This is a genomic window from Pseudoalteromonas 'SMAR', from assembly GCF_048515945.1.
GTDB lineage: Bacteria > Pseudomonadota > Gammaproteobacteria > Enterobacterales > Alteromonadaceae > Pseudoalteromonas.
This window is the reverse complement of record NZ_JBLWMW010000047.1, coordinates 1-20048: the sequence shown is the minus strand read 5'-3', so window position 1 is coordinate 20048 and position 20048 is coordinate 1. Positions and strand designations below refer to the sequence as shown.

Below are 20048 nucleotides of genomic sequence, written 5' to 3'. Positions count from 1 at the left end.
CGTTGCGAATCACTCTTAATGCTTTGTTAGATGCCAGTTCGCTGAACCTAATTTAGTAGTGATAACGACACGAAATTATGGTTATCGCTTGATCATCAACTGCGTAAACAAGCCTATTAGTGTCATCAATACGACGAGACCAAAAACCGGATAAGTTCTCTTTTAACGGCTCTGGTCTACCGATGCCCTCAAATGGAGAGCGCTTAACGTCATTGATAAGTTTGTTGATGCGCTTGAGTGTTTTTTTGTCTTGAGTTTGCCAATATAAATAGTCACCCCAAGCGTCATCAGTCCACGACAGTATACGCTGATTACTACTCATCAATTAACTCTCGTGCTGTTGTTTTACCAGCACGGTACTGAGCTATCGAACGATTTAAGTGTTCAACATTTTGGGGAGAGCGTAGTAAGTGAACTGTCTCCATAAGGCTGTTGTAGTAATCTAAAGACATAACCACAGCATCTTCAGAATCACGGCGTGTAATCACTGTTGTATCAGCGTCATTAACGACACCGTCCAAAACAGCTTTCAGACCATTTCTAGCTTCAGTAAAAGATACGATTCTCATAAGAACCTCTACATGTACATTTAATGGAACAAGTATAGTCTTCACCACTCTACTTGTACAGTAAATTGAACAGGTGATATTGATAAGGCAACTAACACCCAAATAATGGGCAAATTACAGTTGGTTAAAATAAGCGACGCAGAAGCAAAAGCCAACTGTTATTTGCCCTGGTTAATTTGCTTGTTAGCTGTATTTTTATACCCCACCTTAAGGTCTGCTATTTCTTTTGGGCAGTGCTTAAAAGCCACTTTATATAGTTCTCTAAATTCTTTTTGTTCGCTAGTGTTTGTCCCAAGTTCAAGGGTTATGTTCTCAATAACACTAGTCATTAATGATAATTCTTTAGAGATAGTATGTTCAGGATTTGCTATTTCACTATCAGGGATGTTTCTCAAACACTCTATGGCCTTGATTACAGGGGTTACGCCTTTGTTTTCTGTGGGAGCACTATTGCCATACCCCAAAAAAGAAATACTAGAAAGAAAAAACAATATCCATATTTTCATAGAAATACCCTATACAGCTAACACCCCACTTAGGGGCACAAATACGCAGGCTATAATACGGAGCGAAGCGAAGGGGGCCTGCGTGTTTGTGTCCCAACGAGCGCCAGCGAGTGACTATAGTGGTTTGTTATGCACGGGCTAATAAAGGCTCCAAATGTACCCTTGCTTCTTTGTATGCTCTTTCCAGGTGCCTATATAAATACAGCTTTTGTGACCCAAAGAAAAAACAGACATCATCGTCATACTCTGATTTAAGCTCCAGGTCACCGATTTTCATAAAGTTACATTTCCCAAATGCGGTATTAAAGCTCAAGCGCGCATTCACTTCATCATGGTTATGATTATCAGAATCTATGTGACAAACAGCATCTCTTACATACTTAATGGCATCAGAAACATCTTTCACTTTATCGGAGACGATAATGTCATCAGAAAAAGATACTGGTTTAGCGTACTTCTTGGTTTTTGCCATTAAATCTCTTATGCGTATAAGTAACTCAATAAGCGCGGACTGAAATAATGGGTTACGATCAGCCTCTGGCTGAAAGACCTTTGAAGCAAATATTTCATCGATTCGTCTAAACGAAGGTTGAATGTCAGATTGTGTATGAAAATCCATTTTATACTCCATAGCACCTAACAATTTAATATCGACCCAGCGGGTCGTTTTTCTACCATTGGCTGGGTCGTTTATCTGATTGAACCAGTTTTATCATACATCTTAACTTATTGCTAAATAATTATTTTTAGCAATACCAACTTTTAACAAAAAGTAGAAAACGTCCCATTTGCTCGTTTTCTTGACTATGGGGGCAATGCAACCAAAATGTATATATACAGATAAGAATCCAAAGGTATGATGATGAAAACGCGCTCTCCATTTTTAAATTCAATCGTAGATTACATGCTAACCAAACAATGAAAAATTTGTCTGGTGCAGTATTTTTAGTGATTTATATTTGAGCAAGTTCGACTTCCATATGTTTACAAACACTATCCCGTATTGAGGTAACCTCACGGCCTTGATCTTCGACCTTTGCTTAAGGCGGAGACAAGACAACCCCCTACTTTTTAAGTTGCAAACGAGAATAGCACCTCTGCGCTTGCTCTGATAGCAGCTGATAAAGCATAATATGGCAAAAAAAGGGCTTCCAGTTATGCAAATTTCTACCTTCCATTTATCCCGACAGTCGTGGGGATTACTTGCACTCAGTGCTGCGCTATTTGAAGCAACGGCACTGTATTTTCAGTATGGTATGGGCTTAGAGCCATGCATTATGTGTATTTATCAGCGTTTTGCCATGCTGGGTATTCTCGCTGCCGGTTTGGTTGGCCTGTTGGCGCCACGCTCATTTGTGGTGCGCTCTGTGGCATTTATCAGTTGGGGCGTAGGCAGCATTTGGGGATACTTGTTAGCGCGGGAACACATTGCCATGCAAACCACCACCGACCCGTTTGCGTTTACCTGTGATTTTGTGCCGAACTTTCCTGAATTTATGCCATTACATCAATGGTTTCCGAGCTTTTTTGCGGCAACTGGCGACTGCGGCAGCATTGATTGGTCGTTTATGGGGCTGTCTATGCCAGGTTGGATGGAGATCATTTTTGCCGCCTACAGCGTAGTGTTTATTTTCTTTTTACTGTTCCACTTCACTAAACAAAAAGCGGTATAGATACGTTATGGTTTTCAGACTAAGTCAACTTTCACAGCTTAATGGCCTTAAGCTAAGAGCAAAACAGCAAGTGCTGCAAATTGCACTGAGCTTACTCGATAGCAAAACGAAGGTCATTTTAAGAATTGCCAAACTGTTGTTGCTCACTCCTTTTTTCGCCTCTTTGGCCATATTTGAAGGGTGGGTATTGTTACCCGTGTTACTGGTAGCAGGCTTAGTCTACCCTTTATTTACCACACCTGTAGAAATCTTCTTTGCCAAGCCAAAGCTTGGTGAAGCACTGCAGCAATATAATGAACTGCAAAGCGAGCAAAACTAATTGCTCGCTTACGGGTTTTTACACTTTAATTTTCCCCTCCAACTTAGCAAAAGTTCCCTTACCAATACCTTTCACCTGCTGCAGCTCGGTTACCTGCTTAAAGCCTCCATGCTTTTTGCGGTACTCGATAATGGCGCCAGCTTTGTGATTACCAATACCTGGTAATGTTGCTAACATGCTAACGTCTGCAGTGTTGATATTAATAACGGCTTGCTGTGTTGCTACTGCCGCGGCAGTGGGTTTGGTGGGCTCGGCATGAACGCCTGCACTTAGTACAGATAATGTCAAAGCCAAAGCGGCTAACGTGGGTTTTATAGTCATATTAACACTCCTTGTGTTGGATTATTCCTTGCCTGACGAGGTATTAAAATTAGTGCCAGACTGTCTAAATAAAGAACGAAAATGATACTTTGTCAAAGTCTGATTTTTGCATCTCTACACTTTAGTGTGTTAGCCATACCCGAGCATTGCAATTAAGCTCATAATAGCAGGCTACTTGAGTAAAAATACTTGCTAAATGGTGGTAACAAGTTTACTGTATATAAAAACAGTGACAAGAGGATTAACCATGGCCGTTATCACCAAATATGTTGTTGAGAGAAATGGAGTCGAGCGTATGACTTTTACATCGAAAAAAGAAGCGGATGCCTATGACAAAATGCTAGACGTAGCAGAAGCGCTTGAAGGCATGCTAGAAAAAGTCGATGTACCATTAAGCGATCAGCAAGTTGAGTCACTGGCACTAGAAATTGCCAAACAAAAAGATGATTTTCTGTCGGTGCTTAAAGGTGGTAAAGCCACCCCAAAAGCCAGTAGCAAAAGCAAAACTGACAGCGAGCAAAGTCAAGACAAGGTCACTAAAATAAAGCAAGCCTAATACTAATGAGTTTGCAATTAGTTGCACAATCATAAAGCAAGGCATTAGCGCCTATTTTTAACCGCAGTTACTAAGCTTTTGCTCCATGCAATCATGAAAAAACCGCGCTCAATTGAAGCGCGGTTTTTTACGACCTAAATACCAACTGAAACTTACTTAAGTACAGCTGCCACAGCGTCGGCAAAGTAATCGATGTTGTCTTTACTGACACCGGCGACATTAACGCGGCTAGAGCCAACAATATAAATGGCGTACTCTTCACGTAGGCGCTCAATTTGTTCTTTATTAATGCCTAAGAAAGAGAACATACCGTGTTGGCGGTCAATAAATGAGAAGTCTTGATCTACGCCTCTGGCTGCTAAGCTTTCTTTAATTAGCGTACGCAAACCATTAATGCGACCACGCATTTCATCTAGCTCATCGTGCCACATTTGCGTCAGTTCTTCGCTACCAAGGATAGTGTTCACAATATCAGCACCATGAGCTGGCGGCATTGAGTAGATGCTGCGCACTACACTTAACAATACTGAGTTAGAGATATCAGCAGTGGCACTGTCTTTGGCAATCACAGAGCAAGCACCAATACGTTCACGGTATAAGCCAAAGTTTTTCGAACAAGAAGAACAAATAATCATCTCATCAACGGCATCTGCAATGGTTCTCATGCCTTGAGCATCTTCTTCTAGGCTGCTACCAAAACCTTGATAAGCAATATCAATTAATGGCGTAAAGCCTTGCTCTTTAGCCAGCTCTGCAACGGCTTGCCACTGCTCTTGGTTAAGGTCCATACCGCTAGGATTGTGACAGCAAGCATGTAATAGAACGACATCACCTTTTGGTACTTGCTTAAGCGCCGCCATCATGTCATCGAACAACAAGCCCTTATTTTCATAATCGTAATAAGGGTACTCTTTCACTTGCAGTCCAGCGGCCTCAAACAAGCTAATGTGGTTAGCCCACGTTGGCGTCGTTACCCAAATGGTAGCATTGTCATTGCAACGCTTAATAAACTCAGCGGCAACACGCAATGCCCCTGTACCGCCAGGCGCTTGAGCAGTGCGAACACGGTTAGCCAGTAGGGCTTTGTGCTCACCAAGTAATAGGCTTTCCATTTTTTGACAAAAATCAAGATTACCAGCCAAACCAATATAAGACTTTGTCGTTTCATTTTCTAAGCGAAACGCTTCTGCTTTTTTTACCGCTCTAAGAACCGGAGTGTTCCCCTGCTCGTCTTTATAAACACCAACACCAAGATCAATCTTATTGGGGTTAGTGTCCTGCTTGTAAGCGGCCATCAGGCCTAAAATAGGATCTGTTGGAAGTGGTTTTAGCTCTGAGAACATGGCTTATCTCTTTTATATTATAATTAATGCAAATTCGAACGCACTGCGCCCGAGTCAAAAAGGTCTTTTGATGGTAACACACAGGCTGCTAGTGAAGTTACCAAAATCATCGAGAATTTTATTCATTTATGTAAACCTATCTGCACCAAGTCAGCATCAAGTTTACGACCAAGCAATTGCTTAAGATTGCGGTAGTAAACGTGGTATTAGCACACAAGCGGCCGCAAGCGTGGCGAGCACTTCAGCACTGAAAAAGTCAGTAGTAAATGCCTCGGCATCAATGATCCCAACACACGCACCCTCGTCATCAAAGAGTGGCAAGCAGGTTTCTGCTTGTACTTTCGGATCGCACGTATAGTACTCGCCACCGGATGCCACATAGTCAGGAATATTGTTGATCACGCGTGCTTTGGCATTTAATACCGTTTGAATGTTGTTTGAAGTCGCCGCAAATTGCTCTGTCACCGGAAACAAAGGGCGACTTGGGGCGCCTGAATAGGCTAACTTTAATAGTTGTTTACCCTCTTGGGTATCGCGCACCTGATAAATCCCAAACCAATCGACTTGGGTAAAGTGAACCACCGCATCCACCAGCGTTTGTAATTTGGCTAGGCGGTTTTGGGTATCTTCATCTTGCTGTAAGTAGTCGCTGAGCAAAAAGGGCTCAGGCTGCAGATGACCAAATAAACTACATGCTCCGCCTTCACCGAGCTCTGGAATTTGATAAGACCATACGGCTTGCGCCGAATTACCACTTAAATAGTTATCAAGCAATGTTAACTGCTTATCAAGTAGCTCACGGGGAATGGTTAACTCACTGAGTGAAATATAATCTTTCATTTTAGCCATCTAAACATCTAAACATCTAAACTTTTAGATAGCGTAACACGTCAACCTGATTTTGCCAATCAAAAATCACTGCCAGGAGTGACACTACCTTGGCTGCTCAGACAATAATGAATAGACAATCTCGACTTCATTGCCGCTCTTGTTGTAGCTGATACGTTCAGCAATCTCATCCAATAACCCCACTCCCCGACCATGACTTTTATCATTCATTTCTGTGTGTTGCTTACTGGTATTGAAACCACAGCCCGAGTCACAAATGGTAAAGTACAACTTAAGATCTTCGGGAGAGTAGCGAACGGAAATAAGGATCAGCGCTTGGTTGAGTTCACTGAGTGCCGCTTCCCGTAATTGATAGAACTCAAAAAAGCCATCTTCTTTGCTTTTTATTTCTGAGTCTAACCCCAACACGCCATGATCTAATGCATTGTTATAAGCTTCAGAGAGCAATAAAAAAATATTAGAGCGATGCGCTGAAATTCCCTGCACTTCACTGAGTAAATCCACTAACTCCAAAATGGGATCGGTACTTTTCATTTGTTTGGCATTAAGGTGCAAAGAAACGTCAAATGGTAGGCTCGAATAATAAGTAGGCTCAGTTACTTTTACTTCAGTTGCTACGCAGTTTACAATGGCAATACTGAGGTCATCTTGCTGCTCTGAATTACCAGTAAAAGCCTTAACAGAAGTGATTATCTCATCGGTAGAGATACTGGGTTGCGATTTTAGTAGTTGTATTAATCGGGCTTCGCCAAACATATCCCCTTGTTCAGACTCAGACTCTATAATGCCATCGGTTGCCACCACAAGGCGTTGCTCAGCACTCACTTCAAGATGAATAAGGTTGCGCTCAAACTCATCAATATCTAACACCCCCAGCGCCATATGCTGACTTTCAATGGTTTTAGTAACCTCACCTTGCTGGTTAATGAGGTATAGATCCGGCATTCCGCCAATCCAAGCAGAAAGGTTTTTTCCTGAACTGCTGAGCTCAATGATGGCCGCGGCACAAAACATATGCCCAGGTAATAACTCATTCAGTGCAGTGTTTAACTCCACGGCAATATCGCTCACCGCCATGCCTTTTTGCACCATAGTGTAAAAAATTCGGGATGCTGGTAGAGCCCCAACGGCGGCTGCCAGGCCATGCCCAGTAAAATCCCCTAACAAACAGTAAAAGCCACCGATTGGGCTCTTTGCCATTAGTAACATATCACCATTAAACATCGATGCAGGAGACAAGTGATAGTCACACACGCTGGGGTAATCCGATTGCAGTGCTAAGGCGTTACTAAAGATATGCTCAACAATTTCGTGTTCACGTTCGGTTTGATTGTAATGATATTCTAGAAGTTGACGCTGTTCGTTACTTTGTAGGCTTAAACGCCGCGTTCTGGCATGGGCTTTAATTTTGGCCGACAAAATGACTTTATCAAAGGGTTTGTGAATAAAATCATCACCACCTACCGCTAAGCATTTTTCAAAGCTTTCTTTGTCTTCTAACGCGGTAATAAAAATAATGGGTAAATAGACATCTTTGCTGCGCTTTTTGATCTCAGGTGCGGTTGCAAAGCCATCCATCACTGGCATTACTACGTCGAGTAAGACAATATCAATCGCTTGATTGTCTAATATGGTCAGAGCCTCTTGGCCGTTCTGGGCGCAAAACACAGTGTAAAACTGTTGCTCCAACATGGCTTTAAGAAGACGACAGTTTAAAATCTGATCGTCAACTACCAAGATATTCATAAGTTGGAATGTTCTTGACGTTTAATCAATATCAAACTTTTTATCGAAACGGGAAATCTGCAGGATTTTTTTAAGCTGCGGGCGACAATTGCTGATCTGAATACTCGAAACCGATGTTCCCAAGGTTTTTTTCATGTTCAACAGCATGCCCAGGGCCGAGCTGTCCATGTAATCAGTTTCGCGCAGATCGACGACGACTTTGTCGGTATTGTTACCAATATCGGCATAGGCTTGGCGAAAGGACTGCACCAAGTTAAAGTCAAATTTCCCTCTTATTTGAATCGTAAGTGTTTTGCCATCCGCCGAGGCGTTTGTACTTAAGCTCATCTTTAAGCTCCTAAATTATTTTGATTTATGTCCCCTCAACCATTTAAATATAACCCTTAAAATTCATTTAGCAAAAATAAAAAACATCGAAACGGCTTTTTGTTATCATCTTAATATTGAAACACTTGATAGGATACTGACTATGTCGGACTCAAGACTGGTTTACTCTACGGATGTAGGCCGTATAGACAGCAAAGACGAAAAATCACAAAGCCAAAGTAAGGTTTTTAAAGACGGTGCACTGCGCATTGAAAGGCAAACCAAAGGCCGCAAAGGAAAAGGCGTGATGCTGGTTGTGGGGATAGACAGTGAACAACACGACCTGAAAAAGCTCGCCAAGCAGTTAAAATCGAAAATGGGACAAGGTGGTGCAGTAAAAGACGGTATTATTGAGATCCAAGGCGACGACCGTGAGAAGCTCAAACAGTTACTGGAAGGTCAGGGCTTTAAGGTGAAAATAGCCGGCGGATAAAAGCATTACGCAGAGCGCCACAGGGCGCTCTGTAAGCTTCTTCACTGCGATACGCCAAATGTCATTACGTCTGCTTCTTGTAATGGTGCACTGTAGTAGTAGCCCTGTAATGTAAAGCAGTTGTTGTTGGCAAGAAAATCGATTTGCTCTATGGTCTCTACCCCTTCTGCTACTACCTGAAGATTCAGCTTTTGCGCCATCGCAATAATGGCCGCAGTGATCTCCATATCGTTGGGGTCTTCTGGAATGTCTTTAACAAATGAGCGGTCTATTTTAAGCACATCCACAGGAAAGCGTTTTAGATAGCTAAGTGACGAATAGCCGGTACCAAAATCATCAATCGACAAAGACACGCCTAACGATTTGATGTCGCGTAATTGCGTGATAGCCGCTTCTACATCTCCCATCAACATGCTTTCTGTCAACTCCAAATGCAACTGCGTCGGCGTCATTTTTGTTTCTTTGATGATGGCAGACAAGGTGTCGATAAGCTTAGCATCTTTGAACTGGCGCGCTGACAAGTTGACCGAGACATTGGCTATTTTCCCAGCCTGCTTCAGGCGCTTGGAAAAGTGACAGGCTTCTTCTAGTACCCAAGCACCAAGCTCAACAATAAGCCCTGTGGCTTCGGCAATGGGTATAAATTTATCCGGCGGAATACTTCCCTCTGTGGGGTGAAACCAGCGTGTCAGAGCCTCGTAACCCACCACTTCACCTGTTTGGCTATTCACTTGTGGTTGATAATACAGGGTGAACTGTTGCTCTTTAATGGCTTGGCGTAACTCATTTTCAATATACAGCCTTTCATTGGCCGCTTCATTCAAGTCCTGACTGTAAAAGTGGTAAGTGTTTCTGCCCTTCGCTTTGGCCTGATACATCGCCAAGTCGGCGTGTTTTAATAGCTGCTCTTCTTCTTGGCTATCGAACGGTGCCATAGTGATACCAATACTGGCACTGACTATCACCTCGTTGTTGCCAAGTTTAATGGGGCTACTGAGGGTAGCTTGAATATTGTTGGCCACTTCCATGGCATCTTCACGTTGTTGAATTCCACTTAGCAACACAGCAAACTCATCGCCGCCTAATCGCGCGATGGTATCTTCTGCACGCAAACGTTTTTGCAACCGTGTTGCCACTTCCAGTAACAAGCGATCACCGGCATCATGACCTAGCGTGTCGTTAATGCGTTTAAACTCATCTAAGTCAAAATAAAACAGTGCAAAGGCATAGTGACCACGCTCTGCCAACGCCATGGATTTACGCAGCTGCATTCTAAAGTAGGTACGATTAGCCAGCCCAGTGAGGGTGTCGTAGTAAGCCAACTCTTCCATTTTACGTTGGCTTTCCTTCACAAAGGAAATATCCTGCGCCGAGGCTACATAGCTCGAGATAGTCCCACTGTCTTCGCGAATTGGAGAAATACTTAAACTTACCCAAATCGGTGCGTCCTTATCTCCTGCTAACATGGTATCACCACGCCAGTAATTGCGGCTGCGCAGGTCGAGGTCAATATCATCAACCAGTATGGCCATGTCTTTAGCGATGATGCTTAACAGTGGCGAACCAATAAAATGCGCTTCATCATAGCCGGTCATTTCCTGCATTTTTGGGTTAACGTAATCGATTTGAAAGTGCTCATTGGTGAGCACCACACCCGTGCCCGAGAACGCCACTGCTTTAGAAAGTCGATTTGCGGCTTTTTCGGCCACTTCTTTTTCGCTAATGCGTTGATTTAGACCGCTCACTAAGTCCTTTATTTCAACGCTCATGTCGTTGAAAGAGGCATTGAGTTGGCCGATTTCATCGTCGGTATGTGGCAAGGTTGGCGCATCCCACTGGCCCCGACCAAAGCCATTGACTGCTTTGACCAAAGCGTTAATGCGGCGTAACACCAATTGATAAAGCACTTGATGCAATAAAATGGCGACAAAAATCGCATATAGAATAAACAGCCCGAAAAACTTAACTTTCAGCTCTTCTAGCGCGGCAATGGCCGATGCCCTTTTTTTATAAATGCCCACGTACCAATCGAGACTATCAACATGGCTGATATGCATTAAATGCCAGTTATCGTCCAATTGGAACTCACTTTGTAGGTTCGGTAACTTGGTTGCAAGCGCCGTTTCAATAATCTTACTTAAGCTCTCAGGCAGTTGTTGATAGCTTTGTAATTGCTCAGTTTTACTAGCCGCGGGTATTATCCCTGGCGCCGCCAGTACACGCCCTAGTCGGTCGAAAACAATAAAGCCTTGTTGCTCACTGGAGCGGGGAAAGTTATTAAGCAGGGACTGCAACCGCAGATCGCTGCCGGTTAATCCCATATACTGATTTTGTTTGTACAGTGGCACCAAGACACTGACAATCCACTGCTTCCACAGAGGATCAAAATACACCTTTGACCACACGGCTTCACGCGTGGGGTTTTGCTCAGAATGTAAAATAGGTAACTTATGAAGTTGCTCGCCACTAAAACGAGGATCTTCGGCCAAAATGGCATTCGGTGGGGCTATTCGAGTGAAGCCTTGTTGGGTCGATAAATAAAAGTTAGCAAAATCTTGCAACAGGGGGGGTGCCAGTATGTTCCATAATAGCTCCGACTCAGAAAACAGCTTTTCATCCGCTTCCCTTTGTGGTGCACTGGCCGCTGATAAACCGTTTTGCGCGGTACTCACCCAATTGCCGGCCTTTTGTTCAACTTGTGCTTCTAAGCCATTAAGCTGGTGTTCGTGTAGGAGGTGCTTAGACACCACAGAATTTGCCTGCTCAGCTAAATTGGCTTTCAGGGCGAGGTAGTCAGTAAAACGGCCGGTAACATCGGCGCTTAAACGTTTAAGCTCGTCATACTCTTCATACACTAATTGCTTTTCTTCTGATTTCAACATCAATGCGGCAGCGAAAACGCCTGCAATCAGGCATACCGCTGAAATCAACATCGACAGTTTTACACTCAGTGAATTCGCACCATATCGAGATGGCGGACGAAGATTGCCCACGAGTTAACCTATATTGTTATTTTTACTAGTTAAGGCTATTGAATATAACAAAATAAAATTCCAGCTGCCAACAAGTTACGTCTAACACCGATAATTGAGACTACAGCAAAATGTGCAAAACCTCACAGCTTTTTACGATTGTGCTAAAGTAGTACTTGTTTTCGGTTTTAATAATATGCTAATAATGTAGTTAGTTAGTTACAGAATAAAGATAATCCGTTATGAATACTATCACTCGCAACACCTATTTCTTTTTTGGCTTCTTTAGATGAAGAGGCTTGTCTGTTCGTGAGTGAAAAAGAATAGCTAAGCCTCCCAACATCGGGGGGCTTTTTTTTGGCTAAATGGGAATGAGGACCTATGACTAAAGACACATTAAATGCCTTGCGGCATGACATTAACGAAATAGATTCAGAGTTATTGATTCTATTAGCAAAGCGACGACGAATAAGCCACAGTGTGCTGGAATATAAAATAGCCAACAACAAACCCATCCGCGACGAAGCACGTGAAGAGGCGCTACTAGAAAAGCTCATTCGTTATGGCAAGTCATTGGGCCTAGACGCTTTCTATATTAACAGTGTGTTCCAAACCATTTTGGAAGACTCGGTGTTAAATCAACAAGCCATGTTGCAAAAAAGCCTGAACCCAGAGAGTGTCGGCGATACACACCGAGTAGCCTACTTAGGCGGACAAGGCTCATACAGCCAACTGGCCTGCCACAAATACTTTAGTCGCCGGCCGGGTAAGCTGGTTGAAATGGGTTGCCAAAGCTTTGATCAAATCACCAATCTGGTGGAAAAAGGCCAAGCAGATTATGGCCTACTGCCAATTGAAAACACCAGCTCTGGCAGTATTAATGAAGTCTTCGATTTGCTGCAGCACGCCCAAGTGTCCATTGTTGGTGAGGTCACACATACCGTAGAGCACTGTTTGTTGGCATTGCCCGATACCGAGTTACAAGCAATCAATAAAGTTTACGCTCACCCGCAGCCATTTGCCCAATGTAGCCGCTTTATTCAAGGACTTGGCGATATTCAACACGAGACCTGCGACTCCACTTCAAGTGCTCTAAAGCAAGCAGCAGAACACCCAAACAGCGCCGCCATAGGCTCAGCGCAAGCAGGCAAAAATGTTGGCTTAGAAGTGATCAAGTCAGGTCTGGCCAACCAAACCGAGAACCACAGCCGCTTTATTGTAGTGGCGCGAAAAGCACTGCAGGTGTCCACTCAAATCCCAACGAAAACCAGTTTGATCATGGCCACCAAACAACAAGTGGGTTCCCTTGCCGATGCCTTGATGGTATTTAAACAACATAATATCAATATGGTGAAATTAGAATCGCGTCCCGTGCCTGGTAACCCATGGGAAGAAGTGTTTTATGTCGACCTACAGGCCAATATTGCCGATCCACAAGTGCAAACCGCATTAGAAGCATTGAAAGATCACACCCAGTTTGTGCGCCTGCTAGGCTGCTATCAAAGTGAATCACTGCAAGCTGTGGATGTGTTATAACTCCTTTTTCTGCCATCAAGTGATAAAAAGCCAGAGCGGACAACAATCCACTCTGGCTTTTTTGTTTTTATTCTGAGTTTAAATCAAGCGATGCAGCAAACCATCTTTGAAATATGAAAATCGGATTTCATAACCATGAAAGAGCCGAACAGTTTATAAAGTCCAAACAACAAGAAAAAACAGCTTATTAGTCTTGTCACTTACTACTTACAGAGCTGTTTCTTGTGTTTATCTCGGCTTATACTCTTGCTTAAATTGAGTAATGAGCGCCTCGCCCCTTTCCCCTTTAATTTTCGCAATCGCCTCGAGCATCTCAATGATCCGCTGTCGGTCAAAAGGGTTGCTGATGGAGCTGCGAACGTCATCGACAATGGCCTCTAAATAGGTAAATAAGCTTTCCGTTGCTTGCTGATTGTCACTGGAACGGAACAGTATATTTTTAAACGCTTCCAACACATTCACCATGACGTAGCCATCTGTCTTGGCGTAATTTCGTATCGGGGTAAAGTTATCGTGCAGCAGCTCATCAAAAGAGGCTTCATGAATATACAGAAGTGGCTCCTTTTGACTGTGCTTAAAAGAGTAATTAACGTCGCAAATCGTTAGCCGCTGGATCAGTAAAATACTCAGCATATCAATCGCTTTTACTGCCGTACCGGGGTCGTTAATGCCCGGGCTCATGGCCTTCACCGCAATCTCTGAGATTTGTGTCAAGCCATAACGGTAGTGGTCGCTGATATACTCTTCAACATAAAAAATAAAGCAGCTCAGCAGTGCATCACGTATTTCCTCATCTTCGCTCAGATCCTTGTTACACTTGAGAAATGGAAAGCCTTTAACCGTAAAGAACCCTTGTTTCACTGCGATGTAAATTTTTAAGTCGTGCTGCTGGCACAAGCTGCACAACTTGCCACTGTGTACCCCTTTAAAATAACCCTCTTTGGTGCTGGGCAGATTATGCCAGCTGGAAAAGTCGGGGAAGCCGTCAAAAGGCTGCTCATGCTGTTTTTTAATGATGTTTTGCATCTCATTTTTGGTGTTTTTAAACAGGTCGTTCAGCACGTTATCGACTTGGATGGCATGTGAGATTGAGTGGATAAAAAACACAAATAAGCCTAATGAAATGAGTCCAAAAAGCAGTGAAAACAGCACCCCTAACGCCGGAATTGCCATTTCACCATCCCCCATACTGCGGATATTAATCAGCATGATAATGGCATAAATAATACTACCGAGATAAAACCCCAACACTAGCTGGTGCGACTTTCTGGTGATAAGGCCCGGCAACACCCTTGGCGACAATCCAGCGCTGGCATTGTTAAGCACTATCATCACCATCGAAAAGCTAAACACAGTTAATGAAATGATGCTGCCAATCAACACACTTAAAATGGTACGTGCATTTTCTTCGCTATCAACCAGTACTATGGCAATAAACTCTTTAAAGTGCGCCACAGGCGCGGCGTATTCAAGTGCGGTGGTAATTAATGCAAACACAAAAAAAGCAACAGCCAGTAAGGATGGATAAAAGCCGATGCTGCTAATGAGTTCGCGATTCTTTTCTGCCAACTTTCGAGGTGTGAACATGATTTTCCTTGCCACTTTTTTACACCCTAGCCTAGCAAGGCTGGAGCTATAGGGTAAGCAGAATGAGCAGAATTTTTTGGCTTGCGGGTATGTGCCATACACTTACTGATGACTTTACCTCCCTAACAGTCAGCTGTAAGCCAGCACGTAAAAAACGATACCTGAGGGATGTTAGGTTGTATGCCAGCAATGAGTGAGGTGCGCCTTTAACGCCTTGTTAATCATCACGTTGAATCAACTCATACAGTGTGTCTATGCGTTTATTTATACGCTTGCTCTCACTGCGAATTTCCGAACTGATACTGACGATGAGAATGAGCAAAACGTAAAGAACAGGTTGCTCCATGATTTCTGGATACATCCAAACCAAAACAATAACCACGAAAATTGCACTGACAAAACGCATTACATTTGTTTTGCTGTTTGGCCTTAGGTTGTGAAACTCTTTAAGTAACGCCTCTTTTTTCTGCATGTCTTGAAAAACGGTTTGCGCTTCTAGTTTTTCCTTGCTCATTATCTTTACCTACTGCGATGAATGAACGCTTGTCTCAAAGTGTCTAAAAAGCATCGCTTTATAATATAGTTGTGCCTATAAGGTTCCCACGGAGCCACGTTAAAGTAAACGGCAAGATAGAGGTAAAAATGCCTTTCCAATGGCAATCAGGAAAATCGGCCAGAAATGAGGATATTAGGTAACAGTCAAAATATGGGTTTTATCACTGATTCGCTGTTTAATATTGCGCAAGTCTAAAGCTCATTTTTAGCTGGCCGCTCTGGCAGCGGTAGCTTGCTAGGAGGTGGTGGAAATCCCCTTCCCGATGAAGTCATTGTAGCCACGCACCTATATTCCTTACACTGAAATTCAGATACCACACAACCATCTTTCACAGCATGTTGTACACAGGATTTAGCTAGCTGCGTATCTAATACACCTTTTAAAGCTTGAACTTTTTCCTTTCGGATCACTAAGGGGCATTTAAAGTCACTGTAGACGAATAAACCACATTCCTCATTTGCAGCGCAACGTTTGTACTCATTAAAATTATTGAATAGTTCTTCGTTTACCTGCTGAGTGAGTGATTCACATTGCTGCCTTATTGAAGGCTGATTTGGCGCAGCCACAAACTCTATCCTTGACACTTCAGCACGGTCTTCTACTTTCGACTTGATAGCCGTTGTTGCGAGCCCAAGGGTAGCTACAATACTGGCTAGGGATATAATGCTGATTATAATTGCGGCAAAGATTCTCATGTTACGTAACTATTTACTCTCACCCAAAGTACCTGAGTACAAAGAGTTCATTGAGGACATAAATTTCTGTGCAAGAATCCCATGGAACAATTCGAAAGTAAACAAATACACAGACACTAAGAACGTTTCGTGTTAGAAGCACAGAAATCAGCACGTAATAATGTCATCAGTTAACTAAAAACACTTCGCCGAGAAACATAGGGCTATTCTCGTTTGTTCATTTATTCATTAATTAACCCATTGCTGCGGATTTCACGGTAGCTGACTTTCAAGGCGCTAAGCCAATTTCATTCGCCATACACCTCGGCCGCAGCGCTTTTCGCTGGTGATAAGGCGGTTTTTTACTCGTAATCCAACACTTTGGCATCATTGGCTTTATTCAGCAGCCCACGGCTTTGCGCTAAAAACTGCTTAGCGCTGTCGGAGAAGTAATGTTTCGCTTCAGAGAACGCTGCAATCAAACCGGCTTTATCCCCCTGCTCGAGCTTTTTCAGGGTTTGTTCAAAGGTGTCTTGGTAGCTGGCGAGCAGGCCTTCTACGTCACTGAATTGCGCCAGCATAATGTCGGAGTAAAGCTCAGGGGATTGTGCAAATAACCGCCCTACCATCATTAATTCGAGCTGATAAATGGGCGAAGAGCAGCTTCGTAACTCTTGCAAAGAGTGACACTGTTTCGCTAAAAACTGACCATACACAAAGGTAGTTAAGTGGCGCATAACCTGAATAATTTGCATCGATTGGTCGTGCTTTTTGGCATCCATAGTCACCAGTTGGCTGCCCCAAATTTTTAGCTGCTTGGTAAGCCCTTGGCAACGCTCTGGGAATCGTCCTTCGCACACCACTATGGTCTGTTTTACCCAATGAGAAATATCTGGGCCAAACATGGGGTGCAGCCCCACTACTGGGCCTGAGTGTTTATTCAATAGTACTTTCAAAGGCGCCTGCTTAACCGAGGTGATATCAGCTAAAATGCAGTCTTCTGGCAGCGGCGGTAAGTCATTCACCACTTGCTCTAGCGCGTTAATTGGCACACTCACCAACACTAGCTTGGCATCGGCGAGCAAGGTTGCGGCTTGCTCAAGGTTGTCTTTATCGAGGCTACGTACTTCGTAGCCTGAACGCTCAAATTGCCGAGTGAACAGCTTACCCATGGCCCCTCGGCCACCGACAATCACCACCGGTGACATATCAGGCGCGGCACAGGCGAGTTCGCCTTGCTGGTTTTCATAGGCTTCGCGCATCATTCGGCGCAAAATGTCTTCGACTAAATCGGGGTTTACGTCATTGTTGATGGCTTGTTCTCGGCGTGCCTGGATAAGCTCTGCTTCGCGCTTAGGCACATGCAATGGCGCGCCATTTTGTTGTTTGATTTTACCAACCTGCTCGGTCAGTGCTTTGCGCTTGGCCAGTAATGCCACCAGCTCGCTATCACATTCATCAATAGCGTGGCGAATCGTATTTAAATCTTTACCATCTGACATGATGTAAACTTATTTATACACTAGTAAATTAAATAATACAGTAAGTCTATCAAGAAGCGTGGTGGTTTAAAAGCAAGCATTGCTGAAAAAACAGCATAGTGGTTACCGCTGGGCGTAGCAAGAGGTTGAGATAAATAGGTGGAGGTAAATAAGTTGAAATAAGGAGGCGGGTTGGTAATGGCTATAAACCAAAACAGGCCGCATAAAGCGGCCTGTTTTATCTGCATTTGGTAAATGCGACGTATTAGTTAAGTTTTTCTTTAATACGTGCAGACTTACCAGAACGCTCGCGTAGGTAGTAAAGCTTAGCGCGACGAACTGCACCGCGACGCTTAACAGCAATGCTGCTGATAAGTGGGCTGTGCGTTTGGAATACACGTTCAACACCTTCACCGCTCGAGATTTTACGAACTGTGAAAGCTGAGTGTAGGCCACGGTTACGCTTAGCGATTACAACACCTTCAAAGGCCTGTAGACGCTCTTTGTTACCTTCTTTTACACGTACCTGTACAACTACTGTATCACCAGCGCCGAATGCTGGTACGTCTGTTTTAAGCTGCTCTTCTTCAAGCGCTTTAATAATATTTTGGTTTACTTTTGCCATTATATTTCTCACTTTCCTAGGTGTAACTGTCTTCTAGCCACAAGCTTGTTGGTACTCTTGCTGAAATTCAGCAAGGAGTGCCGCTTGCTCCTCAGTCAGAGCTAGGTTATGCAACAAGTCAGGACGACGAAGCCAAGTTCTACCAAGTGATTGCTTTGTGCGCCACTTAGCGATTTCTTGGTGGTTTCCGCTGAGTAATACAGCAGGCACCTGTTTATCATCCAATGTCTCTGGCCGTGTATAGTGAGGACAATCAAGCAAGCCATTCGAAAATGAATCCTGCTCAGCTGACTGGTTATGACCTAACACCCCTGGTACTAATCGTGCTACTGCATCAATTAGCGTCATCGCGGGTAGTTCACCACCACTTAAAATAAAATCACCAATTGACCATTCTTCGTCAACGTATGATTCTATAATTCGCTCATCTATACCTTCATAGCGACCTGCAATTAAAATCAGCTTTTCTGATTGTGCAAGCTCGCTTGCACCTTGCTGATCTAATTTGCGCCCTTGCGGGGACATATAAATTACTTTTGCACCATCACCTGCCGCTTTTTTAGCGTCAAGGATAGCTTGTTTCAATGGTTCAACCATCATTAACATGCCAGGACCGCCCCCGTAAGGACGATCATCCACAGTTCTATGCTTATCAGTAGCATAGTCACGTGGGTTCCAACAGTTAAAGTCGATTAGACCATTTTTAACTGCGCGACCTGTTACCCCTTGGGTGGTAATCGCATCAAACATGTCCGGGAAAAGGCTTATCACCCCTACCCATAGCGAACTCGTTTGTGACATTAAAACCCTGGGTCCCAGTCTACGGTAATTTCTCTTGCATCATGTTTAACTTCTTTAATAACAGAATCTGTTAAGAAAGGAATTAAACGCTCTGCTTGGCCAAATGCATCTTTTTTGTTTGCTTTCACAACCAAAACGTCATTTGACCCTGTCTCCATTAGGTCATCAACAGTGCCTAAGTTATAACCTTTATCAGTTACAACAGACATGCCGATCAGATCTCGCCAATAGAATTCACCTTGCGGTAATTCTGGTAGCTGCGCTGCATCTACTGAGATTTCTGCATTGGTTAAAGCCATTGCTTCGTCTCGGTCGTTTACTTGCGCAACTTTAGCGATAAAGCCTTTGTTGTGGCGACGCCAGTCGACCACTTCTAAGGTCTGCCATTTACCTTGTTGCCCTATCAACCACGGGCTGAAATCGAAGATCCCTTGGGGATCATCAGTAAATGAATGTACCTTAAGCCAGCCCTTTATACCATATGGGGCACCGAGCTTTCCTACGACAATAATTGATGAGGTGTTCTCTTGACTCATGGTTACACTTACGCCTATTAAGCCGCTTTACGAGCGTCTTTAACTAGCTTCGCTACGCGATCTGAAAGAGCAGCGCCTTGACCTACCCAGTGCTCAACACGGGCTAGATCTAAACGTACTTTCTCTTCTTGACCTTTAGCGATCGGGTTAAAGAAACCTACTTTCTCGATGAAACGACCGTCACGCGAGAAACGGCTATCCGCAACCACAATTTGATAGAATGGACGCTTTTTAGCGCCGCCACGTTGCAAACGAATAGTTACCATACCGTCCTCTATATAGATTGACTGTTTTCATTAATAAGTTTGTACTTCCCACTACTGGAAGCTCGGGCATTGTACGCATTTTTCAGCGCAATGCAAGCGCCAATTGACCTTACCCAAAATAATCAAGATAGAGAGTATAGCCAAACAGCGCCGCTTTGTTATGGAGCCATGAATTATAGCTCAATAACAATAAAGCGAGCCGAGGCTCGCTTTATTTACTCTTGCAGCAATGGGGTTCTGCCTTAAAACTTCGGCCCGCCGCCCATACCTGGTGGCATCATGCCTTTCATGCCACGCATCATTTTTTGCATGCCGCCTTTGCCTTTCATTTTC

The 20048-nt window shown here is 43.6% G+C and carries 23 protein-coding genes; 5 read left to right on the top strand and 18 right to left on the bottom strand.

Features of this window, described 5'->3' with window-relative positions:
- Positions 1 to 52: 52 nt before the first annotated feature.
- The 4 genes from ACNKW2_RS16440 to ACNKW2_RS16425 form a co-directional block, all read right to left on the bottom strand.
- Positions 53 to 322: a Txe/YoeB family addiction module toxin gene (locus tag ACNKW2_RS16440; RefSeq protein WP_419149535.1), complete on the bottom strand. Its 270-nt coding sequence runs from the start codon at positions 320 to 322 to the stop codon at positions 53 to 55.
- A complete protein-coding gene (locus ACNKW2_RS16435; protein WP_005483180.1) occupies positions 315 to 569 on the bottom strand; it encodes a type II toxin-antitoxin system Phd/YefM family antitoxin in 255 nt (84 codons plus the stop codon). The genes ACNKW2_RS16440 and ACNKW2_RS16435 overlap by 8 nt, the downstream gene beginning before the upstream one ends.
- Positions 570 to 727: 158 nt before the next feature.
- Complete coding sequence (locus ACNKW2_RS16430; RefSeq protein WP_419149533.1) at positions 728 to 1075, bottom strand: hypothetical protein; 348 nt, start codon at positions 1073 to 1075, stop codon at positions 728 to 730.
- 127 nt (positions 1076 to 1202) lie between these two features.
- Positions 1203 to 1694, bottom strand: coding sequence for a hypothetical protein (locus tag ACNKW2_RS16425; protein WP_419149532.1), 492 nt, complete (start codon positions 1692 to 1694; stop codon positions 1203 to 1205).
- Positions 1695 to 2232: 538 nt separating this feature from the next.
- On the opposite strand from ACNKW2_RS16425, the gene dsbB reads away from it, so the two are divergent.
- Entirely contained in the window at positions 2233 to 2748 is a 516-nt protein-coding gene (gene dsbB, locus ACNKW2_RS16420) for a disulfide bond formation protein DsbB (protein WP_419149531.1), read from the top strand.
- 7 nt (positions 2749 to 2755) lie between these two features.
- Positions 2756 to 3067, top strand: a complete 312-nt coding sequence (locus ACNKW2_RS16415; protein WP_419149530.1) for a hypothetical protein — start codon at positions 2756 to 2758, stop codon at positions 3065 to 3067.
- An 18-nt stretch (positions 3068 to 3085) separates the two neighbouring features.
- On the opposite strand, the gene ACNKW2_RS16410 is transcribed toward ACNKW2_RS16415, so the two are convergent.
- A complete protein-coding gene (locus tag ACNKW2_RS16410) occupies positions 3086 to 3388 on the bottom strand; it encodes a ComEA family DNA-binding protein (protein WP_419149529.1) in 303 nt (100 codons plus the stop codon).
- A gap of 247 nt (positions 3389 to 3635) precedes the next feature.
- Between ACNKW2_RS16410 and ACNKW2_RS16405 the strand changes: the two genes are divergently transcribed.
- Entirely contained in the window at positions 3636 to 3944 is a 309-nt protein-coding gene (locus ACNKW2_RS16405) for a YebG family protein (RefSeq protein WP_419149528.1), read from the top strand.
- A gap of 152 nt (positions 3945 to 4096) precedes the next feature.
- Here the strand turns inward: ACNKW2_RS16405 and ACNKW2_RS16400 are convergent, their stop codons facing one another.
- The 4 genes from ACNKW2_RS16400 to ACNKW2_RS16385 all read right to left on the bottom strand — a co-directional run bounded on the left by ACNKW2_RS16400 (position 4097) and on the right by ACNKW2_RS16385 (position 8209).
- Positions 4097 to 5287, bottom strand: coding sequence for an amino acid aminotransferase (locus tag ACNKW2_RS16400; protein ID WP_336566869.1), 1191 nt, complete (start codon positions 5285 to 5287; stop codon positions 4097 to 4099).
- A 180-nt stretch (positions 5288 to 5467) separates the two neighbouring features.
- Positions 5468 to 6136, bottom strand: coding sequence for a GAF domain-containing protein (locus tag ACNKW2_RS16395; RefSeq protein WP_419149527.1), 669 nt, complete (start codon positions 6134 to 6136; stop codon positions 5468 to 5470).
- Positions 6137 to 6220: 84 nt separating this feature from the next.
- Positions 6221 to 7882, bottom strand: coding sequence for a SpoIIE family protein phosphatase (locus tag ACNKW2_RS16390; protein WP_419149526.1), 1662 nt, complete (start codon positions 7880 to 7882; stop codon positions 6221 to 6223).
- Positions 7883 to 7903: 21 nt separating this feature from the next.
- Positions 7904 to 8209, bottom strand: a complete 306-nt coding sequence (locus tag ACNKW2_RS16385) for an STAS domain-containing protein (RefSeq protein WP_419149525.1) — start codon at positions 8207 to 8209, stop codon at positions 7904 to 7906.
- Positions 8210 to 8351: 142 nt separating this feature from the next.
- On the opposite strand from ACNKW2_RS16385, the gene ACNKW2_RS16380 reads away from it, so the two are divergent.
- Positions 8352 to 8681: an SUI1 family translation initiation factor gene (locus tag ACNKW2_RS16380; RefSeq protein WP_419149524.1), complete on the top strand. Its 330-nt coding sequence runs from the start codon at positions 8352 to 8354 to the stop codon at positions 8679 to 8681.
- Between the two features lie 41 nt (positions 8682 to 8722).
- On the opposite strand, the gene ACNKW2_RS16375 is transcribed toward ACNKW2_RS16380, so the two are convergent.
- A complete protein-coding gene (locus ACNKW2_RS16375) occupies positions 8723 to 11674 on the bottom strand; it encodes an EAL domain-containing protein (protein ID WP_419149523.1) in 2952 nt (983 codons plus the stop codon).
- A 360-nt stretch (positions 11675 to 12034) separates the two neighbouring features.
- Here ACNKW2_RS16375 and ACNKW2_RS16370 point away from each other — a divergent pair, with 360 nt between their 5' ends.
- Positions 12035 to 13189, top strand: a complete 1155-nt coding sequence (locus ACNKW2_RS16370) for a chorismate mutase (protein ID WP_419149521.1) — start codon at positions 12035 to 12037, stop codon at positions 13187 to 13189.
- A 228-nt stretch (positions 13190 to 13417) separates the two neighbouring features.
- Here ACNKW2_RS16370 and ACNKW2_RS16365 read toward each other — a convergent pair whose 3' ends face one another.
- From ACNKW2_RS16365 to rpsP, 8 genes are all read right to left on the bottom strand, one after another.
- The gene (locus tag ACNKW2_RS16365) at positions 13418 to 14776 is read right to left on the bottom strand and encodes a DUF2254 domain-containing protein (protein WP_419149520.1); all 1359 of its coding nucleotides are present in this window, start codon (positions 14774 to 14776) and stop codon (positions 13418 to 13420) included.
- A 217-nt stretch (positions 14777 to 14993) separates the two neighbouring features.
- Positions 14994 to 15290, bottom strand: a complete 297-nt coding sequence (locus tag ACNKW2_RS16360; protein ID WP_419149519.1) for a hypothetical protein — start codon at positions 15288 to 15290, stop codon at positions 14994 to 14996.
- Positions 15291 to 15523: 233 nt separating this feature from the next.
- Complete coding sequence (locus tag ACNKW2_RS16355; RefSeq protein ID WP_419149518.1) at positions 15524 to 16027, bottom strand: hypothetical protein; 504 nt, start codon at positions 16025 to 16027, stop codon at positions 15524 to 15526.
- A 341-nt stretch (positions 16028 to 16368) separates the two neighbouring features.
- On the bottom strand, positions 16369 to 17508 hold the full coding sequence (gene tyrA / locus ACNKW2_RS16350) for a bifunctional chorismate mutase/prephenate dehydrogenase (protein ID WP_419149517.1): 1140 nt from the start codon (positions 17506 to 17508) through the stop codon (positions 16369 to 16371).
- A gap of 244 nt (positions 17509 to 17752) precedes the next feature.
- Positions 17753 to 18112 (bottom strand): 50S ribosomal protein L19, encoded by a 360-nt coding sequence (gene rplS / locus ACNKW2_RS16345; RefSeq protein WP_419149516.1) that lies wholly within the window; start codon positions 18110 to 18112, stop codon positions 17753 to 17755.
- A 33-nt stretch (positions 18113 to 18145) separates the two neighbouring features.
- Complete coding sequence (trmD, locus tag ACNKW2_RS16340; protein ID WP_054551734.1) at positions 18146 to 18913, bottom strand: tRNA (guanosine(37)-N1)-methyltransferase TrmD; 768 nt, start codon at positions 18911 to 18913, stop codon at positions 18146 to 18148.
- Positions 18913 to 19449, bottom strand: a complete 537-nt coding sequence (gene rimM, locus ACNKW2_RS16335; protein WP_419149515.1) for a ribosome maturation factor RimM — start codon at positions 19447 to 19449, stop codon at positions 18913 to 18915. Before rimM ends, trmD begins: the two co-directional genes overlap by 1 nt.
- A 17-nt stretch (positions 19450 to 19466) precedes the next feature.
- Positions 19467 to 19715, bottom strand: coding sequence for a 30S ribosomal protein S16 (gene rpsP / locus ACNKW2_RS16330; protein ID WP_336566909.1), 249 nt, complete (start codon positions 19713 to 19715; stop codon positions 19467 to 19469).
- Positions 19716 to 20048: the final 333 nt, after the last annotated feature.